The following is an 18,361-nucleotide window of genomic DNA, read 5'->3' on the forward strand; positions in this document are numbered from 1 at the left end:
TTCTGTAAGTTCATAGCGGCGACGTGACATCAAAGACCTCCAAATCCGAAACCTTTGAATCACTAATCCATTCAAATAGCTAGACTATTTATGAGTGCACGACCTAGCAGCAACTGCTGCACAGACAAAAGCCGAGCCAGTCAGCGGCGGTTCGCTCACATGGGGAGGCGAGACAGAGCCAAGCACACTTAACCCTCATTTGAATGGTCAGGCGAAAGCCAAGCTCATTCTGCGCAACAGCTATGAATCCCTTTTGGCCCGCACACCGGAGGGGGGTATGTAGCGTGGCTCGCCAAGAGCTATGAAGTTTCTGAGGACGGCAAAACCTACACGTTTAAACTTCGCGACGGCGTGAAGTTTTCGGATGGGGAGAAGTTTGATGCGGCGGCTGTCGCGCTTAATTTTGCCAAGCTTAAAGAACCGACCTATTCGGGCAGCATCAGTGCGGGCCATGTTGCGCGCGTCAGCTCAGTAGAGGCAGTTGATCCCCTTACAGTCGTGATCAAACTCGACCGTGTTTACGCGCCTCTTCTGGATGGCGCGGCGGGGATTGAACTGATCTCACCCAAAGCCTTTGAGTCTGCACAGCTTAAGGCTGGTGGTACAGAAGTTGCCGGAACCGGCCCCTTTATCATCGACCGTTATGTAAAGGGTCAGGAAATCCGCTTTGTGAAAAATCCGGATTATAATTGGGCACCCGAAAATGCCGCGCATCAGGGGCCGGCTTATCTGGATGATGTGACCTATCGCTTTTTGCCTGAATCCTCAGTGCGTATTGGCGCACTCACTTCCGGGCAGATCGATGCAGCCGAAGGCATTTCGGGCAATGACGCCCAGCTTTTCAAGGATAACCCGGAGTTTAGCTATCAAACGTCGATCAACACCGGAGCACCTTACACGCTTTATCTCAACATCACCCGCGCGCCCACTTTTGACATCAATGTGCGCAAGGCAGTTCTGGCTGCAATTGATGTTGAGCGCATCATTCAGTCGGTTTATCGGGGCGAACGTGCGCGTGCCTGGGGCATTCTTACGCCTGCCGATACCGACTTTTACGACAAGTCGATTGAAGGCACTTACGGTTTCAACCCGGAGCTGGCTAACAAGCTTCTTGATGAAGCGGGTTGGACCGAGCGCGATGCGGACGGGTTTCGGACCAAAGACGGCAAGCGCCTGACGATTGAAGTTGTGCAGGCGCAATCCACCGTGCGCGACCAGCGGGACATTCTGTTGCAAGCAGTGCAGGCGCAGGCCCGACAGAATGCGGGCATCGATATTGCGCTGCAATATGTCGATGCCGGCACCTATTCCAGCCGCCAGAAAGACGGCGCATACGGCATCATTCCAAACTCGACCACGGCGCAGGAAAACGGCGTCACGATCTACTTCCACTATCTGCCGCGCGATAAAGGCGGCTCGATCAATTACAGCCGAACTGAAGACCCGAAGGTCTCTGAATGGCTCAATCAGGGTGCCTCCACCCTCGACCCCAAAAAGCGCTTTGAGACCTACGCAGAATTGCAACGCTTTGCACTGCTCGATCAGGCTTATGGCCTGCCGCTTTATGTGCCAGCTGATCAGATCGTCGCGTCATCCCGCGTTCAGGGCATCGGCTTCCGTCCCTTTAAGCGGCTTCCTGAAAACGCATACGACATCTGGCTTCAGGACTAATTCCATTCCTCTCAGGAGAGACCGATACATGTTTACCCGAAACGCTCAGGTCGAACAACGTGCCAGTGCCGTCTCGCATATCATTGATTTTAATTTTCTACAAATTCTGTAGAATATAGAAATCGTAATCTGGGTGTGTTCGAGCAGGACTGTTACTTTGAAATGAAACGAATATTTGGAGTAAGGGACAGACATGGTCTCGACAGTAACCTATCTGCGGGAAACTCTACCACAGTTTAAAGACGAAGGGGCCTCTCCCTTTGAGCTGAAAGCAGCTATGCGTCAGCTCGCTGGCGGCGTAAGCGTTGTCACCGCAGGTTTTGATGAAGCTCGTACAGGCGCAACGGTCACATCGGCAACAGCTTTATCCGTTGAGCCAGCAACGATCATTGTGAATATCAACTTGGGTTCGTCGGTTTGGCCGGTAATCAATCGCCATAACCATTTCTGCGTCAATATACTGTCTTCTGATCAGCAGGACGTTGCTGATCGCTTTTCTGGCAAAGGCGGCATTAAGGGGGCTGCACGTTACGAAGATGCCGAATGGTATACGCTTGAAAGCGGCGCCTTGGCGCTTCACGGAGCATTGGCATCAGTTGACTGCGCCGTTGAAGATGTCATTGAACGCCACACCCATGCGATCATCATTGGCCGTGCACTTAAAATTGTGTCAGGCCAAGGAGAGCCACTGCTTTATCATGGCGGTGCCTATAAATTTCTAAGATAACGACATTATCAGCAATCTAAAGGTTTTTGACCTAGGCCGTGTACTCATAAATAGATTAGCTATTTGATGAGGTTAGGGGTTCAGAGGACTGAACCGCGCCGGATTTTCCGGATACCGTTTGGTTTAAGTTCCGAGGCACGACTGGAGTGCCCAAACTGGTGTGCATCGCTCTTCGGCTTAGGCTGGTGGTATGTTTCCGATGGCCTTCAGCAAATACATGAAAAACACGATTGAGCAGGATCATTGCCGCATCAAACGACGCACACGCTCTACGCTCGGTTTCAAGCCGTAAGCTGCGGCGAGCATCACCTTTGCTGGCATCGAACTCATTCACATGATGCGAAAACAGCAAGGTGTCTTCGCCTCAACGGCAGGCTTTCAATCAAACAACAGTTCACAGCACTTACAGCATAATTGCGACCAGAGTTAAGCTGGGTGCCTCAGCATGTCGCCGTAGGTCCATGTCGCGCCGCCCAACGTTTCAAGGAAAGGCGCGTCAGGCCGGATGCCCAGGCGGATCGCGTCGAATAGATGATTGCTCATGCGCCGAACTCCTTGTTGCTTTTTGGGGCTACGGTAGGCACGCCGTCAAACTCGCTTAATCCGTCCGTCCGTTCGCTACTACCTACGCGTTGCAGCAAGGGATTAAAATCTTTACCGCAAAGATTGGCTGTATGTCGCAAGGCATGGGGCTATTCAGATTGTTTGAACTATTTTTGATATATTGCTTTATAAGTGCCATCGCGTTTTGATTGATGTAACCACTGATCGACGAAAGCAGCAAAGAAAGGTATTGGTTGTATCCAGTATGCTTTTTCAAATGAGTTGAAAGGCTTATCTGGATTGATTCCACATAGCACCCCTGAATGGATACCTTGCTGATGCCGTGTTTCAGATGCATCAGTAATCATAACGTCTGCTTTCCCCTGTGCGATCTGGTCAAAAATTGTGGTGTTGTCATTCCATAGGGCAATTTGAGCATGTTTAATGTGGGTACGGACAAATTTTTCATTTGTCCCCCCTGGGTTTACGATTACCTTGACATTCGGCTTGTCGATATCTGCAAGCGAAATGTATTGATTGTGATCCGCACAGCGTGCAATTGGCGCTTTACCGTCTTGCAAATAAGGAAACGAGAAAAGTCCCATTTTCTGACGTTCCAACGTGATTGATATGTCTCCCATGGCGATATCGAATTTATGGCTGTTAAAATCCTATGTCAAAGTCGGCCAACTGGTTGGAACAAATTCAATACGAACACCGAGCGCGTTTGCGAGATTTTTTGCTAGGTCGATATCGAAACCTTGATATTCACCGGTTTTAGGGTCTTTGAATGTGAAAGGGTTGTAATCGCCAGTGGTTCCAACTTTCAATATGCCACGGGATAAGATCTCGTCGAAGCCGGCTTTGCCAACCTCATCAGCATGAGCATAAAAGGACGCTAGTAAGGCTGTTGCGATTACTGCAATCCGGATATTAATTATAAGTATTTATAATATGTATATTGCTATAGTCTACAGAAAGTGTGGAAACTAATAATAATAATTTGAAGTTAATAGTGAATTGGCTCTGTTGTTCAATCTTTTATAATTGCTGTGAACGCAAGCTGTGAGGCCAATTTCCCGGTTGCCCCCGCCCAAAACAAATTTATACCTTTGCCGCTTTCACGAAGCGTGGATCGAATGTCTGCGCAAATGAAATATCCGCATTTGCCAGTTCCGGATCAAGAAGCTTGAGCATTTCGAACAGGCTCTTGAAGCCGTCTTCTGCAATCATGCCGTTTTCGGAATACATGGCACGGGATTTCTCGAAGCCTGTCTTGTACAGCGCGCGGTCACCCAGCAGATATTTTTCCGGCACAGCATTAGCGACATCATCGGCGGAAGCCTTGTGAATCCAGTTCAGCGCCTTAATGAAAGCATTGACGACGCGCTGTGTGGTCACCGGGTTTGCATTGATGAAGCTTTGCTGCACATAAACGGTCGCGCCCGGATTCGTGCCACCGAAAAGCTGGCGTGTGCCTTCTTCTGTACGCGTATCCAGAAGCAGCGTGATGTCACCATCCGCTTCCAGTTGCATGATGGCCGGATCGACATGGACGAGGGCGGCGATTTCGCCATTTTTAATGGCCGCAATGGCACTTGCGGCGCCGCCGACACCGATAATCGAAGCGGCGTCTGCGGAGAGGCCATTTTTGATGAGTGCATATTGCAACAGCAGCGAGGTCGAAGAGCCGGGCGCCGAGACCCCGACGTTCTGGCCCTTGAGATCGGCAATCGTCTTGATCTCGTCGGCGAGGTCCTTGCGCACGCCGATGCAGATGCCCGGAAAACGACCAAGCTCGCAGATGGCTTTGATGTCCAGCCCCTTGTTCTGCATACGAATGGTATGTTCATATGCGCCAGTGACCAAGTCGACCGAACCACCAATCAGCGCCTGCAAAGGCTTTGAGCCACCAATAAAATCATTGATGGTCGCCTTGATGCCTTCTTCTTCGAAAAAGCCTTTTCGCTCGGCAATGGTGAGCGGAAGGGAATAGAAGAACATCTTACCGCCGACACCAAACATCAGCTCCGACTTTTCCGGTGTTGCGGATGCATCCTGCGCATGCGCGGGCAGGCGTGAGGCGATACCCGCAAGCCCAAAGGCGGCGGCGCCCAGCAATATCTCTCTACGCGTTGTTCTCATAGTATCCTCCTTGAATTTCCTTGCGGCTTTGAAACAGACATGAGCTCCAACCATCTGTTTTGACGCGTATCTTGTCTGAAAACCTTTTCACACTTTTCGTGATGCGCTCTAAGCATCGTACTGACCGGCAGCTTTCGGACGCCAGACAAGCAGGCGCGCTTCCACGATGGATACGCCCCAGTCGATGACAAGCACGAATGCCATGAGCACCAACATGCCGGCAAAGACGCCGGTGACGTCGAACACGCCTTCCGCCTGCTGGATCAGGTAGCCGAGCCCCGCTGACGAACCAAGATATTCCCCGACGACTGCGCCGACGACCGCAAAGCCGACAGCTGTATGCAGGCTTGAGAACATCCACGACAGCGCGGACGGCAGATAGACGTTGCGCAGGAGTTGACGCTCATTCATGCCCAGCATGCGTGCATTGGCGAGTATTGTCTGGTTCACTTCCTTCACGCCCTGATAGACGTTGAAGAAAACGATGAAAAAGACCAGCGATACACCAAGCGCTACCTTCGACCAGATGCCGAGGCCAAGCCACAGCGTAAAAATCGGCGCCAGCACCACGCGCGGCAGGGAGTTAGCCGCCTTCACATAGGGGTCAAAGATTGCCGCGAGCAAAGGCTTGCGGGCAAACCAAAACCCGATCAAAACACCACCGATTGCGCCGATAGCAAAGGCCAGCATGGCTTCAAGCAGGGTAATGCCGAGATGATACCAGATCGTTGCGCCGGCAAACCATTTATAGATACGCTGTGCCACATCGCCCGGCGTTGCAAAGAAGAACCTTGCCTTGACCGGGTTGCCCAGCAGATGGGTCGCGGTGAAGAGGTGCCAGATCAGAATAAAGAAGACAGCCACGCTGAGCTGCGCCAGAAACAGCATAGGTTTTTTCATTTTTTTCGCTCACCCGTCTGCTGATAACCCTTGAGAACCTCTTCTTTGAGCACGCTCCATATTTCGCGATGAATTTCGTGAAACTGGTCGTCGAGACGAATTTCGGAAATCGCGCGCGGGCGGGCGAGGGGAATTTTATATTCCGCCATGATGCGGGCACGCGGCCCGGCAGACATGATGACAACGCGATCAGCCAGCGCGATTGCTTCTTCCAAATCGTGTGTTACGAATATCACCGCTTTCTTGTCCCGTGACCAAAGGTCGAGGAGAAGGTCCCCCATGATGATACGCGTCTGCGCATCAAGTGGGCCGAAGGGTTCATCCATCAGCAGATATTTCGGATTGCGGATCAGCACCTGCGCAAGGCTGACGCGCTTGCGCTGTCCACCCGATAGCATATGCGGATAGCGATCACCGAAACTTGTAAGACCGACGCGATCAAGCCAGTCACGCGCCTGCTCGCGCGCATGAGCCTTTGGCGTGCCACCAATTTCCAGCCCGATGGAGACGTTGTCCAGCACGGTCTTCCAGGGCATGAGAGCATCCTGCTGGAAGAGATAGCCTGCCTTGCGATTAAGCCCTTGCAGCCGCTGGCCGCTGATTTCGACGCTACCGCTGGCAGGCACGAGAAGTCCGGCAACGACATTGAGCAATGTCGATTTTCCGCAGCCGGTTGAACCGACAATTGCCACAAATTCGTTTTCAGCAACGTCAAGATTGCTTTCGGCAACAGCATCGAAGCGACAGCCATCGGCCAACGTGAACGAAATCTGCACATCCTTGAGTGCGATTGCTGGTTTGCACGTTTCCTTCGGGTGAATACGGCTTGGGTTTGCGCTCATGGCTCGCCATCGCCCGCAAACTGATGATGTGTCTTGCCACAACGACTCATATTTCGGCTCTGACGTAAATTTTTCAGCAGGTAAAAAGAGCCCAGTCTTTTAAAACAATTACGCGATGAGCTATAGACTGTTGCCCTTTGTCCATTTCCCAAAGATGCCTGCAAAGACAGGAGACCTCTGATTGGTCCATCAAGCTGTTCATTTGCAAGGCATGACGAGCCAGCTTGTGCCATTTTGAATGCACATAAACCCAACAGAAAGACGAGCATGACAGTCACAATATTCTTATAGACGTGACATGAAATCGAAAATTCATTATTGGCACCCAAAGAATCTATTCATTATGAGGAATTTAATACATTTATAGAAATTAGAAATACCTAACATATAGCTTGGTATTATTTGCTATAAAAATTCTTTTATTGTTAATGCTGGTAACGGGGGGAGATATTGGCTCGGGGGTCTATGGACTTAATATATCCAATTCCGCTCTCCAGAAAGTACTGGACGCTGAAATTTCAGGTGGTGTTGGCGGAGCAGGCGGTGACGGCGTTTATGGTGCAAACACAATTGTCATCAATGCCATCCACAGGAGTTGTGACGCAAAGTTTTTGGTAGGGGATATGCGGCCTTATTTTTAGACGCACTTATGCTGCAAGTCCCGTAAAGATTTAAAATGGCGAGCGATTGTCATTTACAAATTGTTTCTTGCGGATCATAGCATAGCGCCACTTCGATGCCTGCGTGAGCAGCTGATGCGGAATAAAACGCCCTCCGATCGATAGCCGAAGTCTTTACGACAAAGTTCACTATTCTCAGTAGATATCTTCAGCACCAGACCGACTAATGTGGCGCTTAAGCAATGCAGAGGCGAATTCAAAATCCTTGCTTTCGATTGCTTCCAGAATGCCTAAGTGGTCCTTACAAGCCTTCCGGATCCGCTCTTCACCCAAAAGGTCAAAGTCAGAGTATTCCGTCATACGGCGCAAATGGTTTTGCCAGCGAACTGATTGCGTGAAAAAGCGATTATTTGCCCAAGAAACGATGGTTTCATGGAAATTTGCATTGGCGTTGAACCAAATATCTCTTGTGAGGCTTTGAAGCGGCAAGGCCAGTATCTCTTTTTGCTCACGTTGGAGAGCAGCAAGCTGGCTTTGGTCAGGGGTGTATTCCGCCTGAGCGAGAGCGCCACATTCGATCACAAGACGGAAAGCATAGCTTTCATTGACGGCGCGTTCATTGTCGAGCGACTCGGCAAATCGCCATCCATGACCGGGCAGGCGTTCTGCCAGACCTTCCGTTGCAAAGCGCATTAAAACCCTGCGCACTGCGCCTCGTGTTGCGCCCAGTTGATCAGCAAGTTCGGCTTCGGACACTTCATCGCCAACTGCGCCAGAGGCGCGCGCGCTCATCAGACGCCGGTAGAGCTCTTCGGACTCCGATGGCGGCAGTAGATTGTCGTTGAGTTCGTCTGGCTCAGGAATGTGGTGCAGCTGATAACCGCGATTGGGTGTCTGGCTGACAATACCCTGCTGCACAAGAAGATTGAGCACCTGACGCACGGGTGAGCGCGACACACGAAGCTCTTTTGCAATGGCCGCATCCGACAGCCGATCGCCGATATTCCAGCGATCAGCGGATATGAGCGAGATCATTTTATGCGCAACCTCCGCCTGAAGACTGCTCAGGCCGGATTCGCCTTCCGTTGATCTCTTAACGTCCATATTCACGCGCATCGCCCTCTGAATGTGTGCTCTCCCATGAGCCTATGCTCAAAGAATACGGGATATTTCGCAATAGGCTATTTCTTTCTCGTATAGCCTATCCCATTGGAATGACAGGCTGACTCTCTGTAGGAAGGGTATAAATCAAATTGTTTCATATTATAATAAAAAACTGTTGACTCCGCAATGATTGAATGTGAATTGTATTAAGAAGATACAAAATACAAAATATGGATTGAGTATGTCAGTTACCCCATTTCCATTCATTACCGTTTCGGGCGCACCGGAAGAGCGCGGGCGCCAATATGGGGTGCTGGCAGGAGAACGCATTCGGCGCAGCGCAGGTCTTTATTCCGGCACGCTCGATGCATTTGGTCTTTCGCCAGAACGCAGGCAAAGCCTCATCGAAGAATTCGCAGGTCGGATTGAAGAATTCGACGCGTCCTATGTCGAGGAAATGCGCGGCATCGCCAAAGGTGCGGATGTGCCATTTGAGCAGATCGTCATGATCAATGCGCGCACGGAAGTTGTTGCGATGGCGCGTGCGGAAACGGGTTCGCCTGATCCCGAAGAGCAGGATGATGGCTGCACCGGCGCTCTCATCATGCCTGCAAAAAGTGCTTCTGGTAATCTGGTTCACGGCCAGAACTGGGACTGGCGTTCTGAATGTGTGGAAACCGGTATTGTGCTGCGTGTCCGCAACAATAACGGTCCCGATTTTGTGACGTTTGTCGAGGCTGGTGGTCTGGCGCGCAGCGGCTTCAATGAGGCTGGCATTTCGATTACTGCAAATTATCTTGAATGCGAACGCGACTATAAGAAGCTGGGCGTTCCTCTGGGTCTGGTGCGCCGCAAGGTGCTGGAGCAAGAGCATTTTGCAAAAGCAATCAAGGCTGTGGCTTCGACACCAAAATCCTGCTCAAACAATATCATGATTGCGACGAGCGCCGGTTTCGGCATCGATTTTGAATGCGCGCCGGATGAATCCTTTCCGATCCTGCCGGAGAATGATCTGATCGTTCACGCCAACCATTGGGTCAGCCCAATTGCGCTGACGAAGCTGCGCGACACCGGTATCCCGTTTGTGCCTGAAAGCTTCTATCGTGATTGGCGCGTTCGACAGTCTCTTGAATCGCATGGTGGAAAAATTGGCCGCAAAGAGCTGAAGGAAGCGCTGTTTGACGACTTCCTGACACCTTATGCAGTCTGCCGCCCGCCGCGTCCCGGCAATCACGACAATATCACGGCTACAGTTGCCATGGTGGTGATGGAAGCAGCGCTTGGCATCATGGAAATTGCGCCGTTGCCGGCCTTGAACCGCCAGTTTGCGACCTACTGTCTACAAGATTATACGCCGTTACCGTCCGATGCCGCGCCGCGCGCGCAATCCCTCTTTATCGAAGGCTAAAGAAATGCTGCGCTTTGCGCTCTCCAGAATAGGCATGGCCATCCCAACATTGCTGATCGTGGCAGTGGCTGTGTTTGTGATCGTTCGGTTGATACCGGGCGATCCAGCAGCCCTGATGCTGGGTGATTCTGCGGATGCTGCGACGCTGGCTGCGCTGCGCGAGCAACTGGGCCTCAATCACAGCATCTTCACCCAGTTTCTGATCTGGGGCGGTAACGTTTTGCATGGCGATCTTGGCATTTCGATTGCCAACCAGCAGCCGGTGCTGCCGCTGGTTCTGGAGCGCTTTTCGGTGAGTGCGCGTATTGTGTTGTCTGCGGTGGTGCTTTCGACGCTTGTCGCTGTTCCGCTCGGAATGATCGCAGCATGGAAGCAGAACAGCCTGACCGATCTGACGCTTGTGACCTGTGCCACTTTGCTGCTTTCGGTTCCGGCATTCTGGATGGGCTTGCTCTTGTTGCTGGCCTTTGGCCTCAAGCTCGGCTGGTTGCCGATTGTCGGCTATGTCAGTTTCGGAGAGAACCCATGGAAAGCGTTTCTCTATCTGGTTCTGCCGATCACCACACTGTTTCTGCATGAAATCGGCGTCATCCTGCGCATGGCGCGCGCCTCGACGCTTGAAGTGCTCAATCTCGATTACATTACCCATGCCCGCGCCAAGGGACTGTCGGAAGCAACCGTGATGTGGCGTCATGCTTTCCGTAATGCGTTTGGCCCGACCTGGACATTGTTGGGGCTGATCCTTGGCAATCTACTTGGCGGTATTGCAGTTGTGGAAACGGTTTTCACGATTCCCGGACTTGGCAGGCTTCTGGTTGATGCGATCTTTGCTCGCGATTATCCCGTCATTCAGGGCTGCTTGCTGTTCACAGCCTGCGTTTATGTGCTGGTCAATCTGATCGTGGACCTTCTCTATCCGTTCTTCGACCCGAAGGTGACGGCGAAATGAAAAACATCTCTCTCAACGCACTGATCGGCGGAACTCTGACCGCTACGCTTCTCACGATAGCGGTAGTCGGTTCCTTCTGGACGCCTTATAACCCGCTCGCGCTGGACTTTGCCGCGCGTCTTGCACCGCCAAGTGCAGCCCATTGGCTGGGTACGGATGAATTTGGGCGCGACCAGCTGAGCCGTCTTATGAGAGGCGCATCGGCCAGCGTTTCGATCAGCGTGTTTACAGTCTTCCTTGCCACGCTCGGCGGTGTGCTTGTCGGGGCTCTCAGTGGCTTTTTGCGCGGCTGGTTTGACCGGATACTGATGATGGTCAATGATGCACTGCTTGCATTCCCCGGCATATTGATGGCGCTTGGTTTGCTGGCCGTCTTTGGCGCCAACAAGAATGGCATCATCTTAGCGCTTGCTCTGGCCTATATGTCTTCGGTGATCCGCGTGGTCCGTGGCACGGTTTTGAGCCTGCGTGAACGGGAGTTCGTTGAGGCTTCCCGCGTCATGGGGAATTCGGAAATCTATACGATGGTGCGTCATATTCTGCCCAACTGTCTGGCACCGGTTCTGGTCATGGCAACGTCGATGTGCGGCTGGGCAATTCTCGCAGAAAGCTCGCTCAGCTTTCTGGGGCTGGGCGTGCCGCCGCCAGCGCCGACATGGGGCAATATGCTGGCCGGAAGCCGCAATTTCATTGAGCAGGCCGTTTGGCTCGGTATTTTCCCCGGCCTTGCAATTTCGCTGTCGCTGCTTGGTATTAATCTTCTTGGTGACGCGTTGCGCGACCGCCTCGACCCACGCATGAGGAAGCGCTCATGACTTCCGCCCCCCTGCTTCAAATCGACGATGTGAGTCTGCGTGTTGGTGACAGTGCGCTGGAGATCGTCAAACGCGCTTCCTTCTCTATAAATGCTGGCGAAATTCTCGGTATCGTTGGTGAATCCGGCTCCGGCAAAACCATGCTTGCGCGGGCGGTCATGGGGCTGGTTCCGTCGTCGATCAAAACAAGTCATGGTGCGATCCGCTTCAAGGGGCAGAACGTGTCAACGATGTCGCCAGCTGCTTTGCGCGGCCTTCGCGGTGATGGCATTGCCATGATCTTTCAGGAGCCAATGACTTCGCTTACCCCATCGCTGACCATCGGGCGGCAGCTTGAAGAAGGGCTTGAACTGCATTTTCCGGCTGAGAAAGCGCAATATGCTGACTGGATCAGAGCCATGTTGTTGCGTGTCGGTATTGCCGATCCTGATCGGGCGATTGAGGCGTTTCCACATGAGTTCTCAGGCGGAATGCGCCAGCGCATCATGATCGCCTGCGCAATGCTGATGAAGCCCGATCTGCTGATTGCGGATGAGCCGACCACTGCGCTTGATGCGGTTATCCAGCGCGAGGTCATGGAGTTGCTGGTCGATCTCACGCGAGAACGTGGCACCACCGTTTTGCTCATCAGCCACGATCTTCCAATGATCGCGCGCTATTCCAACCGTGTGGTTGTGATGCGCCATGGCGAAGTGGTTGAAACGGGCGATACCGCTGATGTTCTGGCAAGGCCCCAGCATGATTACACCCGTAAACTGCTCTCGACATTGCCGGTTCGTGGGCCTGCGCGCACTATTCCAAAAGCTGAACCGCTGATCAGCGTGCGCGATCTTGTGGTTGATTTTGAAGGTCGGGGCGGCTGGTTCAAGAAAGCTGGCGGAAAGCGAGCCCTGCACGGGATTACGATTGACGTTATGCCAAACGAGGTTGTTGCCGTGGTTGGCGGCTCCGGTTCGGGCAAGACCACAGCCGCACGCGTGATGGCCGGGCTAATCAAGCCGAGCGAAGGGAAGTTGCTGTTCAAGGGACAGCCTGTCGAGAGACGTTCATCCCATTATCAGGATTATCGTTATCACACGCAGATGGTGTTTCAGGACCCGTATTCATCGCTCGACCCGCGGATGAAAGTGGGCGCGCTGGTCGGTGAGGCGCTGCGCTTCTCGAAAGAGCTTTCGTCCAGCCAGAAAGCGGACCGTGTTACCGAAACACTCGAGGATGTTGGCCTCGGTGGAGATTATGCCAATCGTTATGCGCATGAAATGTCGGGTGGTCAGCGTCAGCGTGTGGCGATTGCGCGCGCGCTCGTGCGCCGTCCGGCTTTTGTCATTGCCGATGAAGCCGTCTCGGCACTTGACGTAACGGTGCGTGCGCAGGTTCTCGATCTCTTCGCAAAGCTCCAGCAAAGCTATGGCTTCGGTTGCCTGTTCATTACCCATGATCTGGGTGTGGTTGAACAAATTGCTGATCGTGTGATCGTCATGAATGACGGACGCATTATCGAACAGGGAACGCGTGACGAGATTTTCGACGCGCCGCAGAACGATTATACCCGCCGTCTTTTGTCAGCCATTCCGATGCTCGAACTGACGGACGAGGGTGGCGTCAAACTCAAATGGCGCGGCGATAATGCAAATAGGAAATCCGGAGAGGAGGGCGGTCATGTCCACCACTGAGGAAAAGCCTGCCACCAAGCGGCAGGGCCATGGCAAAAAACTCAGCTTCTACGATTTCGGAGCGACCACGTTTTTTGCAAGCCAATTCGATCAGCGTTTCAGCTACTGCCTTTATGTCCCTGAAGACTATAACGAGGACGGCACCGAGACGCACGAACTGATCGTGATCATTCACGGAACGGGGCGGACGGCGGCACAATACCGCGATCACTTTGCAAGTTTTGCGCAAAAAAACCGCTGCATTGTACTGGCACCGCTGTTCCCTGCTGGCATCGTCGTGCAGGACGATCTTGCCAACTACAAGCGCATCGAGTTTCACGGCATTCGCTTTGATCATATTCTGCTGTCGATGATCGACGAAGTGGCCGCCAAATATCGCCTTAAAAGCAATCGCGCCATCATGTACGGTTTTTCGGGCGGCGGGCAGTTCTGCCAGCGCTTTTTCATGCTGCATCCCCACAGGCTCAAGGCCGTCTCTATCGGAGCGCCGGGCGTCGTGACCCTGCTCAATTCTGATTATGACTGGTGGGTCGGCATTCGCGATGTCGAAGCACGTTTTGGCTGCCGCATTGATCTTGAAGCGATGAGAAGCGTGAGCGTTCAAACAGTGATTGGTCAGGAAGATACCGCGACCTGGGAAATCGCCATTCCGCGTGACAGCGCCTTCTGGATGGACGGCGCCGACCTTCAGGGTGATTGCCGGATCGACCGTATTGAAGCACTGGCCAGGTCGTTTGAAGCTCACGGTATTGCGGTTCGCAAGGACAGAGTTCCGGGTGTGGCTCACGAGCCTTTCAAAGTGCTGGAGCCGGTCGAGGCATTTTTCGCGGATGTGCTGAGGTCGCAAAGCTGATCAGGCCGTAAAATTAAAAACAAAAAGGGGAAACCAAAATGTTCAATCCAATTTCACTGCGCTCTGCATTCGGCATTGCGCTTCTTGGTCTCAGCGCCACATCCTTCCAGGCACATGCTGCGGACGATGAGACCTTGCGCGTCGCCATTCATTCAGATGTGGCAAGCATCAATCCGGGCGTCAATCGCGATGCCAATGCCGATATGGTTGTAGCCCATATCGCCGAAGGTCTGGTGGCTTATGGTGACGATCTTGCCATCAAGCCGATGTTGGCCGAGAGCTGGACCACAAATGCCGATCATACAGTCTATGAATTCAAGCTGCGCAAAGGCGTCAAGTTCCAGAATGGCAAAGACCTGACCGCCAAGGATGTCGTCTGGAATTTCGAGCGCTATCTCAAGCCGGATACAGCGTTTCAATGCGTCAATCGCTATAATGGCAAGGTCGATTCCGAATTGAAGTCGGTCGAGGCTGTTGATGACAGCACGGTGCGCTTCAGCTTTGCGGCACCTGCGCCAAACTTCGTCATTACCATGGCTACCATCCAGTGCACGCCATGGATATTGAGCCCGGAATCCGTTGATGCAGATGGCAAGTTTGTAAAGCCGATTGGCACCGGTCCCTATGCTTTTTCCAAATGGGAGCGTGGTCGTTATCTGGACCTGACCCGTTTCGATGATTACGCGGCTCTGCCCGGCGATGTCGACGGTCTGGTGGGGAACAAGAAAGGTCATGTAAAGACCATTCAGTTCATGACTGTTCCTGATTCAAGCACCCGCACCAATGGTTTGCTTTCCGGTGAGATCGACTTCATCGACGAAGTGGAGCCAACAGGCGTCAAGGACCTGGAAGCAAAAGGCATGAAGGTTAATGTGCAGCAGACGCCTGCATGGATGGTGCTTCAGATTCAGTCCGCTTCCGATAAGCTGAAAGATCCACAGATGCGGCAGGCGATTGCTCATGCAATTGATCTTAATCAGCTTGCCGCCGCCATAGGCGAGGGGATGTATACACCGAACCCATCGGTGATTGCACCAAACACCATCTATTCGGATAATCAGGCGGCTGCCTGGCCTGTATATGATCCAGCCAAAGCGCAGGAACTGCTGACCAAGGCCGGATATAAGGGAGAACCGATCAGCCTTCTGGTTGCCAACCGCCAGAATCGTGTGCAGGTTGCCACGATCATTCAGGCATTCCTTGCAGCCTCCGGCATCAATGCGCAGCTCGAAGTGCGTGACTGGGCGACCCAGCTCGACCAGTATCGCCGTGGCGCCTATGAACTTGCGGTTTTCGCTTATTCAGCCCGCCTTGATCCGCTGCTGTCTTTCCAGTCGATGATTGGTGACAAGAAGGTCGATGCCGCACGCCAGTGGGACGATGCCAAGGCTGAAGACCTTCTCAGCCAAGTTTCTGCGAAAAGCGACGTCGAAGAACGCAAGAAGCTCTTTAACGAACTCAACACTCTGATGGGTGAGCAGGTTCCGATCCTTGGTCTGGTCAATTTGCCGTCCATCACGGCGACTGGTCCCAAGGTGAATAATTACAAAGGCTGGGCTGGCGATACAGATCGCTTCTGGATGATCAGCAAGGAACAGTAAAACGCTCCGCTTTGCGGGCTTAGCATTGGGATAAACCCATGACGTCTACATCCTTTGACTACACCCGGACCGATGCGGTCGGTCTGGGAGAGGCCATTCGCGCAAAAATTCTGTCGCCGCGTGAGGCTGTTCAGGAGGCATTTGCAGCAATTGATCGTTGCAATCCCGATCTGAATGCGGTGATCTATGAGATGCGCGACCAGGCGGAAGAACAGCTTAAAGTGTTGCCGGAGGGTCCGCTCAGTGGTGTTCCTGTGCTGCTGAAGGATGATTGTCCTTCCTATGCCGGTGCAGCGATGTCCTTTGGGTGTCGGGCCGCAGAGGGAAATACCTCGCAGCGCGATCATGAACTCGTCAAACGCTATAAGTCGGCTGGTTTGGTGGTGGTGGGTAAAACCAATCTGCCTGAATTTTCCTGTAACATCGCAACGGAATCCTCGCTGCATGGTCCGGCGCTTAATCCCTGGGATATAAAACGCAGCATTGGCGGTTCTTCTGGCGGTGCAGCAGCGGCAGTTGCTGCACGTATGGTGCCTGTGGCCTATGGCAATGACGGAGCCGGCTCGATCCGCATTCCCGCATCTTGTGGCGGACTTTTCGGGCTGCGCCCGTCACGCGGGCGTGTCCCCTGCGGTCCGGTCTCGACAGAAAACTGGGGCGGAATGGTCAGCCATCATGTTTTGACGCGTTCGGTTCGTGATTCCGCGATGATGCTGGATCTCACAGATGCGCTGGAACCGGGTTCGCTTTATGCGGCCCCGGCCAAAAAAGACTTGTTCGTCGACAGTGTCAGAACGGCACCGCGAAGGCTTCGTATCGGTCTCTGGCAACAGTCTGATCTCCGTCATGATCTGGACGAGCAGGCAGTTGCAGCACTGGAGGCAACGATTGCGCTGTGCGAACAACTCGGGCATAGCGTCGTTTGGGTCAAGCCTGATTTTGACGGTGTTCGGCTTGCAGACGCCATACAAAAACTGATCGCCGTTTACACGGCAATTGAAGTGGCGGATGTTGCCGCAACAACGGCGAAGCCCGCTAATGATCTTTATTTTGAGCCATCAAATCTGGGATTGGCTGCTTACGGCTATGGCTTGACCGCCACAGAGGTTATTCATGCGCGTTTGACGGCGAACAGTACGGCGCGCAGTTTTGGTCGTCTGTTTGAAGAATGCGATGTGGTGCTAAGCCCGGTTATGCCGATTGGATCGTTTCCGCTTGGCATGCTCGACGTGCGCTCAGCCGATTGGAAGGGCTTTGCCCGACAGTTTCTGGACCTGACGACCTTTACCCATCCGGTCAATGCCGCCGGCCTGCCTGCAATGAGTGTTCCACTGCATGAAACATCTGATGGTTTCCCGATTGGCAGCCAGTTCATTGCCCCTTATGGGGGCGAAAATTTGCTATTCGAACTGGCAGGTCAGTTAGAAGCCATGTGTCCATGGTCTGATCGTCTGCCCGCCATTCACGCCTGAAATCAAGAGACAAGCGATGCTCTACACAAAGCCCTATTTCCAACCGTCCGATACGACCGAGGTTTTCGATCTCGTTGACAGAACGGTGCTTGGCACTTTGATCACCAGTCATGAGGGTGGCGTTGCGATATCGCACCCTGTCTTCATGATGGATCGGACACGCGGCGAAAACGGTACGCTGGTTTCGCATGTTGCAGCATCCAACGATCATGTTGAGTTTCTGAAGCGCAGCCTGCCATCAATCGCAATCCTGATGGATGCGGGTCATTATGTGTCATCGTCCTGGTATCCGGGTTATCCGGAAAGGGACAGCGCGCCGACCTGGAGCTTCATGGTTGCTCATATCCACGGCACGCCCAAAATCCTGTCGGAAGCAGCGACCGCCAAACATCTTCACGAGCTTGTCAAGCATATGGAAAAGGGTCGTGACAAGCCCTGGCAGATGAAGGAACTCGGCCCCGGCGGTCTGGAACGGCGTCTGCCCAATATCGTTGGCTACGAAATGCCGATTGAGAAGATGGAAATCAAGTTCAAGCTCGGGCAGGACGAACGGTCGGCAGATATGAGTGCTGCAATCAAAAAACTGCGCGAAGAGGGGCGGGAAGACGTTGCCGAAATGATGGCACGTCACTGCAAGCTTTAGAACGCCATGTGCCTGCCAGGCACATAAAGGTCACTCTAACACTTTATACTTGCTGCGTAATTTTACCTTAAACGGTTTCAATTTTCGGAAATTATGCAGTGGAAATCCAGATGGGGATCTGAGTTGATGATGGGGAGGAGCGCTTCGCTCCTATCAGGCACGTAATCCAGCATTCACAGCCATAACAGGTGGCCGGTTTCAGCGAGTTCCAGCAGCTTGTTCTTAGCACGACGGAAAATCTCTTTCCGCCGAAAAACTCCTATTGTCTAAAATCAAAGGGGACATCTAGGTCGTGCACTCATAAATAGTCTAGCTATTTGAATGGATTAGTGATTCAAAGGTTTCGGATTTGGAGGTCTTTGATGTCACGTCGCCGCTATGAACTTACAGAACGC

13 protein-coding genes and 3 pseudogenes are annotated in these 18,361 nt (G+C 52.8%); 11 read left to right on the forward strand and 5 right to left on the reverse strand.

All coding sequences use genetic code 11. The features are described from left to right. Positions 1-94: 94 nt before the first annotated feature. The 3 genes and pseudogenes from ABE530_RS18465 to ABE530_RS18475 all read left to right on the forward strand — a co-directional run. Positions 95-1,671 (forward strand): annotated as a pseudogene (locus ABE530_RS18465) (ABC transporter substrate-binding protein). A gap of 193 nt (positions 1,672-1,864) precedes the next feature. Beyond that, positions 1,865-2,398, forward strand: a complete 534-nt coding sequence (locus ABE530_RS18470) for a flavin reductase family protein (protein ID WP_499695550.1) — start codon at positions 1,865-1,867, stop codon at positions 2,396-2,398. A gap of 205 nt (positions 2,399-2,603) precedes the next feature. Then, positions 2,604-2,812 (forward strand): annotated as a pseudogene (locus ABE530_RS18475) (DDE-type integrase/transposase/recombinase); the annotation flags it as partial. A 296-nt stretch (positions 2,813-3,108) separates the two neighbouring features. Here ABE530_RS18475 and ABE530_RS18480 read toward each other — a convergent pair. The 5 genes and pseudogenes from ABE530_RS18480 to ABE530_RS18500 all read right to left on the reverse strand — a co-directional run bounded on the left by ABE530_RS18480 (position 3,109) and on the right by ABE530_RS18500 (position 8,552). After that, positions 3,109-3,771 (reverse strand): annotated as a pseudogene (locus ABE530_RS18480) (transporter substrate-binding domain-containing protein). Between the two features lie 274 nt (positions 3,772-4,045). Further along, positions 4,046-5,086 carry an ABC transporter substrate-binding protein gene (locus ABE530_RS18485; protein ID WP_499695551.1) on the reverse strand — a complete coding sequence of 347 codons (1,041 nt, stop codon included), beginning with the start codon at positions 5,084-5,086 and terminating at the stop codon, positions 4,046-4,048. A gap of 108 nt (positions 5,087-5,194) precedes the next feature. Further along, on the reverse strand, positions 5,195-5,986 hold the full coding sequence (locus ABE530_RS18490) for an ABC transporter permease (protein WP_499695552.1): 792 nt from the start codon (positions 5,984-5,986) through the stop codon (positions 5,195-5,197). Beyond that, positions 5,983-6,828 carry an ABC transporter ATP-binding protein gene (locus ABE530_RS18495; protein ID WP_499695553.1) on the reverse strand — a complete coding sequence of 282 codons (846 nt, stop codon included), beginning with the start codon at positions 6,826-6,828 and terminating at the stop codon, positions 5,983-5,985. The genes ABE530_RS18490 and ABE530_RS18495 overlap by 4 nt, the downstream gene beginning before the upstream one ends. A gap of 815 nt (positions 6,829-7,643) precedes the next feature. Then, positions 7,644-8,552: a GntR family transcriptional regulator gene (locus ABE530_RS18500; protein WP_499695561.1), complete on the reverse strand. Its 909-nt coding sequence runs from the start codon at positions 8,550-8,552 to the stop codon at positions 7,644-7,646. A gap of 241 nt (positions 8,553-8,793) precedes the next feature. Between ABE530_RS18500 and ABE530_RS18505 the strand changes: the two genes are divergently transcribed. The 8 genes from ABE530_RS18505 to ABE530_RS18540 are packed head-to-tail and all read left to right on the forward strand — an operon-like array spanning position 8,794 to position 17,966. Beyond that, positions 8,794-9,960 carry a C45 family autoproteolytic acyltransferase/hydrolase gene (locus ABE530_RS18505; RefSeq protein ID WP_499695554.1) on the forward strand — a complete coding sequence of 389 codons (1,167 nt, stop codon included), beginning with the start codon at positions 8,794-8,796 and terminating at the stop codon, positions 9,958-9,960. Positions 9,961-9,964: 4 nt separating this feature from the next. Then, a complete protein-coding gene (locus tag ABE530_RS18510; protein ID WP_265983919.1) occupies positions 9,965-10,909 on the forward strand; it encodes an ABC transporter permease in 945 nt (314 codons plus the stop codon). After that, positions 10,906-11,724: an ABC transporter permease gene (locus ABE530_RS18515; RefSeq protein ID WP_499695555.1), complete on the forward strand. Its 819-nt coding sequence runs from the start codon at positions 10,906-10,908 to the stop codon at positions 11,722-11,724. The genes ABE530_RS18510 and ABE530_RS18515 overlap by 4 nt, the downstream gene beginning before the upstream one ends. Continuing rightward, complete coding sequence (locus ABE530_RS18520) at positions 11,721-13,397, forward strand: ABC transporter ATP-binding protein (protein WP_499695556.1); 1,677 nt, start codon at positions 11,721-11,723, stop codon at positions 13,395-13,397. The genes ABE530_RS18515 and ABE530_RS18520 overlap by 4 nt, the downstream gene beginning before the upstream one ends. After that, complete coding sequence (locus ABE530_RS18525) at positions 13,384-14,250, forward strand: alpha/beta hydrolase (protein ID WP_499695557.1); 867 nt, start codon at positions 13,384-13,386, stop codon at positions 14,248-14,250. The genes ABE530_RS18520 and ABE530_RS18525 overlap by 14 nt, the downstream gene beginning before the upstream one ends. A 38-nt stretch (positions 14,251-14,288) precedes the next feature. Beyond that, on the forward strand, positions 14,289-15,851 hold the full coding sequence (locus ABE530_RS18530; RefSeq protein WP_499695558.1) for an ABC transporter substrate-binding protein: 1,563 nt from the start codon (positions 14,289-14,291) through the stop codon (positions 15,849-15,851). Between the two features lie 38 nt (positions 15,852-15,889). Beyond that, on the forward strand, positions 15,890-17,323 hold the full coding sequence (locus ABE530_RS18535; RefSeq protein ID WP_499695559.1) for an amidase: 1,434 nt from the start codon (positions 15,890-15,892) through the stop codon (positions 17,321-17,323). Positions 17,324-17,339: 16 nt separating this feature from the next. Then, positions 17,340-17,966: an FMN-binding negative transcriptional regulator gene (locus tag ABE530_RS18540; RefSeq protein WP_499695560.1), complete on the forward strand. Its 627-nt coding sequence runs from the start codon at positions 17,340-17,342 to the stop codon at positions 17,964-17,966. The last annotated feature ends 395 nt before the right edge of the window (positions 17,967-18,361 follow it).

Source organism: Brucella sp. TWI559, assembly GCF_039674265.1.
Classification (GTDB): domain Bacteria; phylum Pseudomonadota; class Alphaproteobacteria; order Rhizobiales; family Rhizobiaceae; genus Brucella; species Brucella chromiisoli.

Coding starts and splice junctions, on each gene's coding strand:
- ABE530_RS18470 (WP_499695550.1), top strand. CDS start 1,865: ATGGTCTCGACAGTAACCTATCTGCGGGAAACTCTACCACAGTTTAAA.
- ABE530_RS18485 (WP_499695551.1), bottom strand. CDS start 5,086: ATGAGAACAACGCGTAGAGAGATATTGCTGGGCGCCGCCGCCTTTGGG.
- ABE530_RS18490 (WP_499695552.1), bottom strand. CDS start 5,986: ATGAAAAAACCTATGCTGTTTCTGGCGCAGCTCAGCGTGGCTGTCTTC.
- ABE530_RS18495 (WP_499695553.1), bottom strand. CDS start 6,828: ATGAGCGCAAACCCAAGCCGTATTCACCCGAAGGAAACGTGCAAACCA.
- ABE530_RS18500 (WP_499695561.1), bottom strand. CDS start 8,552: ATGGACGTTAAGAGATCAACGGAAGGCGAATCCGGCCTGAGCAGTCTT.
- ABE530_RS18505 (WP_499695554.1), top strand. CDS start 8,794: ATGTCAGTTACCCCATTTCCATTCATTACCGTTTCGGGCGCACCGGAA.
- ABE530_RS18510 (WP_265983919.1), top strand. CDS start 9,965: ATGCTGCGCTTTGCGCTCTCCAGAATAGGCATGGCCATCCCAACATTG.
- ABE530_RS18515 (WP_499695555.1), top strand. CDS start 10,906: ATGAAAAACATCTCTCTCAACGCACTGATCGGCGGAACTCTGACCGCT.
- ABE530_RS18520 (WP_499695556.1), top strand. CDS start 11,721: ATGACTTCCGCCCCCCTGCTTCAAATCGACGATGTGAGTCTGCGTGTT.
- ABE530_RS18525 (WP_499695557.1), top strand. CDS start 13,384: ATGTCCACCACTGAGGAAAAGCCTGCCACCAAGCGGCAGGGCCATGGC.
- ABE530_RS18530 (WP_499695558.1), top strand. CDS start 14,289: ATGTTCAATCCAATTTCACTGCGCTCTGCATTCGGCATTGCGCTTCTT.
- ABE530_RS18535 (WP_499695559.1), top strand. CDS start 15,890: ATGACGTCTACATCCTTTGACTACACCCGGACCGATGCGGTCGGTCTG.
- ABE530_RS18540 (WP_499695560.1), top strand. CDS start 17,340: ATGCTCTACACAAAGCCCTATTTCCAACCGTCCGATACGACCGAGGTT.